This window comes from Aquimarina penaris (genome assembly GCF_040786285.1).
In the GTDB taxonomy this organism is placed as follows: Bacteria; Bacteroidota; Bacteroidia; order Flavobacteriales; family Flavobacteriaceae; genus Aquimarina.
In genome coordinates this window covers 245,678-258,264 of record NZ_JBFMKQ010000004.1, presented here as the reverse complement: position 1 = coordinate 258,264, position 12,587 = coordinate 245,678, and the positions used below count along the sequence as shown (strand labels likewise).

Sequence of the window (12,587 nt, the reverse complement as noted above, 5' to 3'; positions counted from 1 at the left end):
AAATTACTTTTTATTGATATACTCTTACATAATCTATTTCCATTGATGACTCGACAAACCCTGCATCAATTGCTCCCCCAAAGCCTCCTCCCATGGCTACATTAAGAATTAAAAAGAAATCATTATTATAAAATGCTGAGTTGCTGGAATAAGAATAGCTATGATATTCTACTCCATCAATTGAGAAAACGATTTTATTTGAGGACCATTCTACGGTATACACATGAAAATCACTAGATGCTCCGGGAACATCGGTAGCTTTGAAAATAGGGTTACCCCCAGAGTTTCCTGGAAAATGAAGCGCACTAGACACAACATCCGGATTATTCCCTGCATATTCCATAATATCAATCTCACCACATTCTGGCCAACCTACATCTGTGATATTGGCCCCTAGCATCCATATTGCAGGCCAGGTACCACCTCCTGTAGGCAGTTTGGCTCTCACCTCTACTCTACCGTATTTGAACTCAAATAAATCTTGAGATTTAATTCTTGCAGATGTATATCCTCCATTTTCAGCTTTGGCAATGATTTTCAATACTCCACCTTCTACAATTACGTTACTTGGATCATTAGTATAGGATTGCGATTCGTTATTACCCCATCCATTATCACCAGTACCCAAATCATATGTCCAATTTGCAGTATTTGGTGCTCCATCCACATCAAACTCATCTGACCAAACCAAGTTATCAAAAGGTGGTAATACCTCTTCTCCTATTACTTCAGGCACAAAAGTATGGTACCAAGCCAACTGACCACCGCCAAAATCTGAAGACACATCCTGAATCCCTCTAACAGCGAGTTTCTGTGCGGTAAGTTCTACTATTTCGTATTCAACCGCCCCAGACCAGTAGGATAACATACTATTCTCTACATTGATGACCTGTTTTCCTTCGTCATTTTCAAAAATCACGAAATTAGTATTGGTTTTTATCTGACCTGTTATATCTCTACATTCATCAACAAACTGCGTAGGGGTATCATTAGGAAAAAAGCTGGTAATTTCAGACCAATTAATAAAGGATTCATTATTATTTCCGGTAATCAGCTCAAAACTATAATTGTCATTAGCGTCATAATTAAACACCAGTACATCATCATATACACATTGATTTAACTGATTAGGAGAAGCACTAAAGAACTCAGGGAAATCATTAGTAATAGGCCCTACCCCAAAATGACCTCCCACACTGCTGTCCCAAACCCATCTTTTGGTACCATCACCGCCAATCATCTGTAGCGTTTCCTGATCTATAAATAATCTCACATCTAAATCCAGTTCTATAGACTTTGAAGAAGATAAACCTCCGGTTCCAAAGGCGACTACAGTTATTAAAACAGAATATTGACCAGATTGTGTATATCTAAATGTTTGAGATTCATTCGGCTTTGCTAAAACCGGAGTACTGTTTGGGACAAAGAAAATATGAAAATTTAGTGCATTATCTGCTTTAGGGGTAATGATCACATTACCTGTTTGGCCATCTTCTATGACTGCTTCTATTTGTAAATTAGTAGGCGGGATTATCGCTCCTAACGTTGCATCATCATCCTGGCATCCTATCAATAAAAGAATACTTAATAGCAGCATATATTTTGTTTTTTTTATTGTATTCATGTCTATGTTTTAAAGCTATTGGTTATGAAAAAATATGTTATCTATAAAAATCGTTGCAGTTCCTGATGGAGATGCCGAATATATTAGTTGCGCAATGTTTGCCCGAGTGGTAAGTCCTGTAAAATCTGACAATGGGATATCTAAACTTATCCATTCACCCTGAGAAGGGCTAGAAATTGTAACCTCATGCTCTACATCATCTCCTCCTCCAAAAGCTCCATCTGCTCCAAAATCCACTAACTTAATTCTAAGTTCCGTTGCATCTGCAGACCATACATTCATATGAAATTGCGTCATAGAAGTAGCGTCAATAGGAGATGTTGTAGCTTCGATTCCCACAAAACTTAACGCACTATACTTTTTAACAGGATTATCTGCTATAGTAACCTCTTCAAAAGTAGCATCAGACCAAACCGTACGCCAAGTATCTACAGTGACATCTGTATAGGCATCACTAAACATGGAAATTGCATTACTTGCAGGTATTGTTGGAGTTGGAGCGGCTATAATAGGTTCGTTAACTAACTCAATGTCATCAAATAAATACTCAGTATCATCACCTTCAACTCCAAAATCAAAGAAGATCACCACTTTTTGATACTCGTTACTGGTATCTATCGCAGTAAAGTCAAAGGTTAATTCTTCCCAATCATTTGCTACGCTATTGACTACGTCTACTTCTGCACCAATAGTGTCATCGGTAGCATTCTCTACTTTAAGCTTGACAATGATTCCGCTTTTGGGTGAAAACACTTTCACTTTGAATATTTTATTCGTTGAAAAATCTATCGGATTTTCTAATTGCAGGAAGGTTCCTGCCCAAACTTGTGCTCCAGCGGGTTTTACTAACTGCCCTACCTTTGCAGTAGTATTAATCCCTGATTGATTCGCATTGTCGACAACTTGTGCAACAGCATCCCCAAAACTCACAAAACCATAGTTTACTGCAAGTGATTCAAAATCTATCGGTAGTGTGACCGGATTATTGGCATCGGAAATGGTTACAACCTGGGTAGTCTCTGCCGTAGCCGTTCCTCCCCCTTTGGCGACTACTCGCACTGTATAATCCCCTGGGGACGCATAGGTATGCTCTGTAGTTTCACCAGGCATTATAGAAACGGGGGATTCATCATTTACATCTCCAAAATACACATCAAATAATATAGCAAAGTCTGCGCTTGCGCCTACTGTAACTACTGCAGGGTTTATAATACTTTGCTCAATGGTAATGATAAGATTTTCTGGGGTTCTGAATGAAATCTCCACCTCTTGTACAAACTCACTGGTGAGTCCTGTCACTCCAACTCCTATAACTTGTACAGTAAATGTTCCTTCACTAAAGATGTGTGTTGCTGAACTACCCGGTGAAACTACGGTTGGTTCTTCATTTTCGATATCTCCAAAATAAATCTGAAATGAAGATGCCGCAGTTCCTGTAGGTACAATAGTCACAAGACCAGAATCATCCTGAGCTATATTAAAATTGGCAGATACATCAGTCGGAGCCGATATTTGTTTAATATCAAACGAGGTATCATCTTCATTACACCCATTGAATGCAAATGACACTATACATAGTAGTACTAATAATTTTAAAATTTTCATCTTTTTATTTTTTTAGTATCCTGGATTTTGTTCCCATCTATTTCCTGCTAATTGAATCTCTATTAATGGTATCGGAAAAACTTCGTGTTTCCCATTAATAAAACCATCGATCTCCTGTGCCGCTCTTCCGGTTCTTACTAAGTCAAAAAAACGATGTCCTTCTCCTACTAATTCTACTCTTCGTTCATTATAAATTGCATCTGTTAATGCAGCGCCGGTAAAAGAAACATCTGCGAGCTGTGCTCTTATTCTTACTCTATTAAGGTAAATCAGAGCCTGTGCATCATTGCTTGATGATTTCCGGTTGTGTGCTTCGGCGGCCATTAATAAAACATCTGCAAATCGAATAGCTCTGTAATTATTGGGGTTTGTTAGATTGGCATCACCAGTGTTTAAATCTCCCTGGCGAGCTATATATTTTCTATTGTAGTAGCCCGTATGTTTAAAACCTGTTACAAAAGTAGCTCCGGTATCCGCAGCCCAGGCATCGATATCCAGAATGGCTACATCTCTTCTAATATCATCAACTTCAAAAGCATCAAACGCTTCTTGTGTTGGTAAATTAAAACTAAAGCCCGAGTCAAACAATGGTCCCGAATAATTGCGTATACCATTAAAACCAACAGCCACATTACCTTCACTGCATTGCAAGCAATCAAACCCAGCACCTTCTTCATCGGTATACTGAATTTCAAAAATGGATTCTATATTATTTTCTCCTTCCTGTTCAAAAATCATATTGTAGTCTGCAACCAGATCATAAGGTCCCGAAATCACCTGATCTAGAACAGTTGCCGCCTCTGAAAACTTATCTTGAAACAGAAATACCTTTCCTAACAAAGCCCTTGCTGCGCCTTGTGTTATTCGACCTGCTTCAGCTTGAGTAGCTGGTAAGTTTTCAGCAGCAAATTGAAGGTCTTCTTCTATCAGTGTATACACAGCTGATTTTGGGGTTCTGTCGATATCAAATTGTTCTCCAAATTGAATCCTTTTATCTATTGCCAAAGGAACGTCTCCAAACCATTTTACTAACTCAAAATAATAATAAGCTCTTAAAAATCTGGTTTGAGCAATAACCGCTTCTTTACCTGGAAAATCAGTCTTATCCTGAAACTCCATAATGTAATTCGTTCGATTCACACCAGCATACATCCAAGACCATATATCCCTGAGCTGTGCATTTACAGGAGTGTGCGTCATATTATCTATTTCCTGGATCCCAGGAACATCTGTAGCACTTTCTCCTCCTGCCAAGGTGTTATCTGAGGCAATTTCACCCAACATCACATTAATGTAAGTGGATTGTAACAGATCGTATGCAGCTATTAAAGCATCTTGATACTCTTCTTCTGTATTAAAAAAGTCTTCTGAATTTGGATCTTGCGAATCAATATCTACAAAATCATCACTACAAGAGACAATTGCTGTAAGTGTTACAAAAAAGAGTATTGATTTTACGGTATATGTTATTTTTTGCATCGTATTAAAATTTAAGATTTACTCCTAATAAATATGTTCTTGGTACAGGATAAAATCCTTGATCAATTCCTCCTCCGATTGGATCTCCTGATGAGGCTGAAGGGTCATACCCGTTATATTCTGTAAACGTATACAGGTTATTTACAGAAGCATAAATTCTCAATTTATCAATGCCTATGGACTCCATATCTGCATCTCCAAAGGTGTATCCAAATTGCACATTCTGGATTCTTAGATAAGAACCATCCTCTACATAAAAACTTGAAAACAAAGTATTAGAATTAGCACCTGTAGTTACTCTTGGAAAAGAATTTGTTGTTCCTTCACCGGTCCAACGATCTAAAAAACCATTCCTATTGTTCACCAAGGGTTGGTTACGTTCATAGTTTCGAACGATATCATTACCCAAAGAGGCAAATGCATAAGAAGTAATATCAAATTTTTTATAATTAAATCCAATATTGAATCCCATGATCACATCGGGGATAGGGTTTCCTATATCTGTTCTATCTTCCGAATCAATTTGCCCATCACCGTTACTATCTACATATCTTAAATCTCCTGGTGCAGCATTTGCCTGAGTAGCGTGTGCATCTACTTCAGCTTGATTCTGAAAAATTCCATCGGTTTGCAAACCATAAAAATATCCTATAGGTTTTCCTACTTCCATTCTGGCCGGAGAATCTTGCCCTACGCCAAAAGATCCTCCCGGAATAAAACCATTTTCGCTATCTACAAAAACTACTTCATTTTGTAGTGCTGTGAAGTTATAACTGACATTAAATTTGAAGTTTTCGGATAATTTATCACTATAACTAATTCTAAACTCGTATCCTTCATTCTCAACTATTCCTGCATTGACAACTGGTGGTTCTGATCCCGGAGCTGATGCGCCAAGAATACCAGAAACCGGAGATACTACCAGTAAATCTTCTGTTCTCTTCTTGAAATAATCAAATGTTACATCAATTTTATTCTTCCAAAATCTTGTATCCAGACCAAGATCGAATGTTTTTTGCTTTTCCCATTTAATTTCGGGATTAGAAAGGGCTTTTATGGCTTCTCCGAAAACTAATTCGTTATCTATTACGTAAGTTCCTTCTCCCTCAAGTAGTGAAACAAACCTAAAATCTGGAATCCTATCATTACCGATAATTCCGTAACTGGCTCTTAACTTCAGAAAATCTAACCAACTACTATTGGTTAAAAAAGATTCATCGGACACCACCCATCCCAATGAGGCAGATGGGAAATATCCGAATCTATTTTTGGGGCCGAACTTAGTCGAACCATCTCTTCTGATCACTGCAGAAAGTAAATATTTACCTTTAAAATTATACTGTAACCTTGAGAAATATGATAATAACCTTGCATCAAAAGTGCTTCCTCCGTTCATAAAATTATCTACGATATCCGACGCTTGTGAAAGGTTGGCATTATCATAAGAATTATTAGGGATATCAAAACCTGTAAAACTAGCAAACTCACCTGTAGTTTTAAATACTGACGTTCCTAGAAGTAATTTCAGATTATGATCTTCTGCAAAGGTATTTTCATAGGTCAGGAAATTGTCCCAGGTAAAGTCTCTAAAAATATCATCATCTTCGGTAACACTGTTACGATCTACATTAAATACTTTTCCTGAGCCATAAAAAACTTCGGGAGCAAATCTTTTTTCTGATACTTCGGCATAATTAAACTGAAATCTGGACTCAACCTTAAAGTTTTTCAAAAAATTATAACGAAGACCTACCACTCCACTAATTTTATTAATTCTAGTATCGTTAAAAGAGTTTGCTATCTGTGCTACCGGGTTAATTACCTCATTACCTAATCCTTCGGCCAGTGTAAAATCACCATTTTCATCACGTATTGATAGATTGGGTGCCATATTTATGGCATTAAACAGAACGGAACCCAGAGAATTTTCAGGTAATGTTTGTCGATCTGTTTGTGTATAGATGGCAGATGTAGTAAGTTTAAAATTATTCAGAAACTCTAAATTATAATTTATCCTTGCTGTAAAACGTTCGAAACTTGCATTGCTGCCTCCTACAATTCCATCTTGTGTTAAATAAGAGGTTGCTGCAGAATATGTTGAGTTTCCGCCACCTCCACTTGCGCTAAAATTAATATTAGAAATTGCTGCAGTTCTAAATACCTCATCTTGCCAATCTGTTCCCTCTCCTAAAACAGCAATATTTGTAAATGGCGGTGTGCTTCCTCCTGCAATAAAAGCTTCATTAGTAATAAATCCATATTCAGTTGCATTTAGCAACTGGATTTTTCGGGTAGTTTCCTGAAATCCGGTATAAGTATCCAACTCGAATTTTAGTTCTTGATTTTTCCTTCCTGATTTTGTTGTAATCAAGATTACCCCATTTGCCGCTCTAACTCCATATATACCGGCTGTGGCATCTTTCAACACATTAATGCTTTCAATATCATTGGGATTAATAACACTTAAATCTTCAATCACGTTTCCATCTACCAAAATCAAAGGCCTGCTATCCCCATTGGTTGTTATACCACGAATGGATATCGTAGAACTACTTCCAGGAGCACCAGATTGTGATGTTATATTTACGCCTGCGACTTGCCCTTGCAGTGCTTGCTCCACTCTTACTGCATTAAGTTCTTCAATCGCTTCGGAGCCTATAACCGAAACAGCTCCTGTAATTTCTTTTTTAGTTTGTGTCCCATAACCTATCACTATAACCTGTTCTAGTGATTCGCTATCCTCCTCTAGGATAATGTTGACTATTAAATTTTGTCCAACCACCATCTCCTGAGTTTCAAATCCTATAGAAGAAAATACCATGGTACTCCCAATAGGAGCATTTTTCAAAACATAATCACCATCAAAATCGGTAGTCGTTCCATTTGAAGTGTTTTCTATAATTATGTTGACTCCGGGTAAGGGCATCCCATTTGTATCTGTTACTTTTCCCTTAATCTGAATTTCCTGTGCATGAATAACCGTGGTTAGGAACATGGTTATTGCGAAATATGCAATTTTCATAAATGTTTACGTTTGGTTTACTCAAACTTAGAGAGTATTCATAGCAAATTCTCAACAATGAACCACAACAAAAAATATACAATGAGGAAAAAAAATCATTAGGCATTAAGGGATTTTGAGTAAAAACCCCATTAAAAACAGGAAGTAATACTATTATAATGTGTATTAAAAAATATGCAGAAAATCTTAAATTATAGTTCAACTACAACGTTAAAGTATAGGTAATGTTAAGGTATTATATGAAGATGTTGTAGTATTAAATCTCAAGGATGTAGTTTACTAAACTATCAGAATGCTCTAATTTTAACTTTTTTCTTAAACGATATCTTTTAATTTCAACACTTCTTACCGAAATATTCAATAAAGGCGCAATTTCTTTGGAAGATAAATTAAGTCGTAAATAGGTGCAAAATCTTAAATCGTGAGGAGTTAAATCACAATGCTTTGCTTTTAGCTTTTTTAAGAAATCTTTATCAACGCTATTAAAAGCTTCTTCAAAATGTTTCCAGTCGTCTTTATTGTTTAAATTTCTATCAATGATTCGCTCTACATTTTTAAAATCCCCTCTTTCATTTTCGGATCTTTGAAGTTCTTTTTTGATGGTGCTTAAAATCTCGTTCTTTTTAATAATATTCATAGTTGACGAAGCTAATTCTCGGTTTTTACTTTCTATATCCTGAGTCAACTTTTCATTATTCAATTTCATAATTTCTCTTTCACTCTCTAATTGTTTGAGTTCAAGTTGTTTCTTGTTTTCTTCTACTAATTTTTGTTTTTGTTTGGTATAATAGCGCTTGTATGCTCGATGTATTAAAAACAGCATAACAATTAATAACAAGGAATACATTATAATTGCTAACACAGACAAATACCAGGGTCTATCTATTATAAATGTATACTCTTCTATATTCTCTGTTAGTGTATTACCTGTCTTAGCTCTGACCATAAAGGTGTATTCTCCAAATGGTAAATTCTCAAAAACAATTTTTGACTTGGTATTCCAACTGCTCCAGTCCTCATAGAAGCCTTCTAGTTTATACTGAAATTTAGAAATTAAGTATTCATCATATTCTGGAATAGTATAGGTAAAAGAAATTGTATTAAGATTGGATTCAAAAAGAGGTTGTTCTTTAGAAAAAGGCACTTCCTTAAATTTGGAACCCTTAAACCTAACAGATACCTTGTCTAATATAATAGAATGTTCTTTAAAATTGATTTTAGACACATCCAAAATCATATAGCCATTGGTTGTACCTAATAGATATTCATCACCCCTGATATGAGTTATGTTCTCAAAACCAAACATTTCTTTTCTCAAAGATCTTGGAATTGGTATTTCGGTAATTTTTAAATCATCTGAAAATTGACTTTGTGAAATGTAACCGATATTATCTTTAGAAAAACTCCATAATCCGCCAATATTATCTTTTATAAGTTTACCTGTGTTATAATTTTCGTTGCCTGAAACTTTGTTTACCACATTTTCTTTCTCAAACCTATTCTCCTCTTTGTTATAAGAAAAAACACCTTCTTCATGTGCATATAGAATATTTCCTTTGTACTTTATTACATTTGAGTTTTTTCCCATCTCAAGTAAAGAGTCATTAGTAATCCCAAGTATTCTTGAAAATTGCTCATCTACTTTGATTCTAAAGATTCCTTTTTTTTCATGATTCACCCATATTTCATCATGGTATATTTCTAAGAATCTTGCCGAATAATCAAACCCATCTATTTTATACTTTACTCCCCAATTGCCACTCTTCTTTTCTAATATAGCGAGCCCTTTATACGTACCTTGCAACAACAAATCGGAGTGCTTTGGAATGGTTTTAAAAATCCAGCCACCTTGTATTTCAGAAATTAATCTAGGTACATTATTCTTAATAAGAAAAGTTCCAAAATTATGTCCACAAAAAAGTGAATCATCATAAATAAAAAGTGACCAAACCTGACCATTAGTACCATCAATAAACTTGAATTGCTCATCAACATTCAGTTTTTTATAAAACAACCCCTGATTGGTTCCCAGGTAAAGAAAATCTTTAAAAACTACAGAAGTATATACGGTACCTATATTACCTTTGGCATCATTAAAAAGCTTTATCGAAGATTTTATATTAATGCGGTTAATGCCATTATCCAACCCCAGCCATATATTTTCTTCAATATCCTCGAATAATGACAAAATCGTATTATTGCTTAATCCTTTGCTCTGATTGACCTGATATATTATTTCTCCTTTTGAAGAAAGATAAATGAGTCCCTTAGATATAGTGCCTAAAATAAAGCTTTTGTCTTTTAGTTGTATACTACTAAATATTGTTGATTTTTTTAATAATTCATCTGCAGGAGTGCTCCATTTACGGATACTATTATTAGAAAACTCAAAAAAACCATTAGAGCCTGTAAGTATTAGAATTCCATTATGAGTCTCGAAGATATTAATCGCTTTATTATTTTTTGCAATAGAAAAATCAGTAACCAATATTGGTTTACCTTTTTCAATCTTAAAAATTCCTTTATCTATGTCATGATAATAAATTACGCCATTAACATTAAATATACCAAGCATACCTGCTTTAGATTCTATGATATCAATTTCACCAGTATCAGCATTATAAATATAAATCCTGTTTAGTGATTGAAACAAGACCCAGTTTTCCTGATTAACGATATACCAAAATTCTTCGTCTTCTATCAAACGATCCTCTATAACATCACTTAACGATGTATATTCCAGATTACCAAAGTCATTTTTTTTCCAATATCCAAAATTCATATAAAAACCTGTATAAACACGATCATTAATCACGTGTACAGATCTCATTACTGTCTCATTTGGCGTAGGATACAAGTTCCAATTTGCACCATTAAACTCTAATAAACCTCTATTATTGGCTACATAAATGTATTTGTTATCTGCCTGAGAAATAGACCAGTTTTGAGTCTCACCTCCATAATTTTCTGGCAAATACTTTTCTATTGGCGGTAATTCCTGAGCTTCTGCTATTGTAGAAAGCAGAAGCAGAAATAATAATAGGGATATTTTTATATGATATTTCAATTATCTAAAATAAATATATGTGGATATTACAATTAAACATATAATTGCGCCTACTATTTTTGTGTACTTCCAGGGGGTAATATCAACTTCCATGGTATACTCTTGCTTATAAGCATTTTCTCTAGGATACAATTTACCAATTATCAACATAATAACTATATTAAGTACAAAAAGGATGGCCATTACATGCAAGAAGTGCGGCAATATATCAACCAATATAAATTCATCAAGTAGTATGTAAAGTACGTATAAGAATACACCTGAAATTATCCCAACTTTTGCTGCAATTGCTGGAACGTGTTTTGTTAAATACCCCACTACTATAATTGTCAATATTGGGATACTGTAGCATCCATTAATCTTTTGTAAATACTCAAAAATACTGCCTGCGTTTGCCAAAAAAGGAGCAACTATCATTGCCAAAACTGCCAATAAAACACCAAATCTCTTACCGGCTTTTACCACCTCTTTTTCAGTTGCTTCCTTATTAAAGTATTCTTTATAAATATCTATTCCAAAAAGAGTAACAGAACTATTTAATGCACTATTAAACGAACTTAGTATTGCACCAAATAAAACGGCAGCAAAAAATCCGACCAAAGAAAGAGGCAATACTCTACTTACCAATTTAGGATAGGCTTCATCTGCAGTGGCAAGTTCTGAACCAAAAAGATGATAAGCAATAATACCAGGCAAAACCACAATGATTGGACCTAATATTTTTATAAAAGACCCTAATAACAACCCTTTTTGACCTTCTTGAAGGTTCTTAGCTCCTAATGCTCTCTGAATTATTGCTTGATTTGTACCCCAATAAAATAGTTGTACTAACATCATTCCTGTAAATATTGTAGCAAAAGGAATAGATGACTCACTAGAACCAACAGCGTTAAATTTATCTGGATTTGTTGTCATTAAAATAGTAATTCCTTCAGAAATGCTTCCCTCTCCTATTTCCAATAAACCAAAAACCGGAATCATAATTCCTCCTATCAATAATCCAATTGCATTAATCGTATCAGAAACTGCTACAGCTTTTAAGCCCCCAAAAATTGCATAAACAGACCCCGTAATACCTATACCAAATACACAAATCCATATCGAAGCGTTTTTTGACACTCCTAATAACTCAGGAATATCAAACATTGTGGTAATTGCTAATGAGCCTGTATACAAAACAACCGGTAAAAATACCACTACATATCCTGATAAAAATAACCCTGAGGTAATTGCTTTTGTTGTAGTATCATAACGTCGTTCTAAAAATTGAGGAACTGTTGTAATTCCACCTTTAAGGTATCTAGGTAATAAGAAAATTGCCGTAATTACCATAGCAATAGCAGCCAATGTTTCCCATGCCATAACAAGAATACCTTCTGTAAATGCCTGGCCATTAAGCCCTACTATTTGTTCTGTTGATAGATTGGTAAGTAATAGCGACCCCGCAATTACTACAGCTGTTAGACTACGCCCACCCAAAAAATAACCTTCTGATGATGTCTCATCAGTTTTTCTGGTCGCTATATATGATATAATTGCCACTAAAAGTGTAAATCCTACGAATGAAATAATACTCATGTTAAAATTTTAATAATTTGTGAATCACTAAAAATATTAGATATTACTATAAAAATTGTAGATATTGAATCAAAAAAGTACTGCTGTATAGTTTTTGTATAGTTATTTCGGAGCTTTCTAAAAAAGCTCAACATCAATTTTCTATCAGTTCAGGGTTTATTCCTAGTTTAACATTTTCAATTCATCAATCTTGTCACTAAATTTTTAATCTA

At 34.9% G+C, this 12,587-nt stretch carries 6 protein-coding genes; all 6 read right to left on the bottom strand.

Translation table 11 applies throughout. The features are described from left to right. Positions 1 to 10: 10 nt before the first annotated feature. The gene (locus ABW637_RS18035) at positions 11 to 1,624 is read right to left on the bottom strand and encodes a glycoside hydrolase family 16 protein (protein WP_367586122.1); all 1,614 of its coding nucleotides are present in this window, start codon (positions 1,622 to 1,624) and stop codon (positions 11 to 13) included. Between the two features lie 15 nt (positions 1,625 to 1,639). Beyond that, the gene (locus ABW637_RS18030; protein WP_367586121.1) at positions 1,640 to 3,229 is read right to left on the bottom strand and encodes a PKD domain-containing protein; all 1,590 of its coding nucleotides are present in this window, start codon (positions 3,227 to 3,229) and stop codon (positions 1,640 to 1,642) included. Between the two features lie 12 nt (positions 3,230 to 3,241). Continuing rightward, entirely contained in the window at positions 3,242 to 4,708 is a 1,467-nt protein-coding gene (locus ABW637_RS18025) for a RagB/SusD family nutrient uptake outer membrane protein (RefSeq protein ID WP_367586120.1), read from the bottom strand. A 4-nt stretch (positions 4,709 to 4,712) separates the two neighbouring features. After that, complete coding sequence (locus ABW637_RS18020) at positions 4,713 to 7,730, bottom strand: SusC/RagA family TonB-linked outer membrane protein (RefSeq protein WP_367586119.1); 3,018 nt, start codon at positions 7,728 to 7,730, stop codon at positions 4,713 to 4,715. Positions 7,731 to 7,986: 256 nt separating this feature from the next. Next, positions 7,987 to 10,797: a helix-turn-helix and ligand-binding sensor domain-containing protein gene (locus tag ABW637_RS18015; RefSeq protein WP_367586118.1), complete on the bottom strand. Its 2,811-nt coding sequence runs from the start codon at positions 10,795 to 10,797 to the stop codon at positions 7,987 to 7,989. Further along, positions 10,798 to 12,375, bottom strand: coding sequence for a solute:sodium symporter family transporter (locus tag ABW637_RS18010; RefSeq protein WP_367586117.1), 1,578 nt, complete (start codon positions 12,373 to 12,375; stop codon positions 10,798 to 10,800). Positions 12,376 to 12,587: the final 212 nt, after the last annotated feature.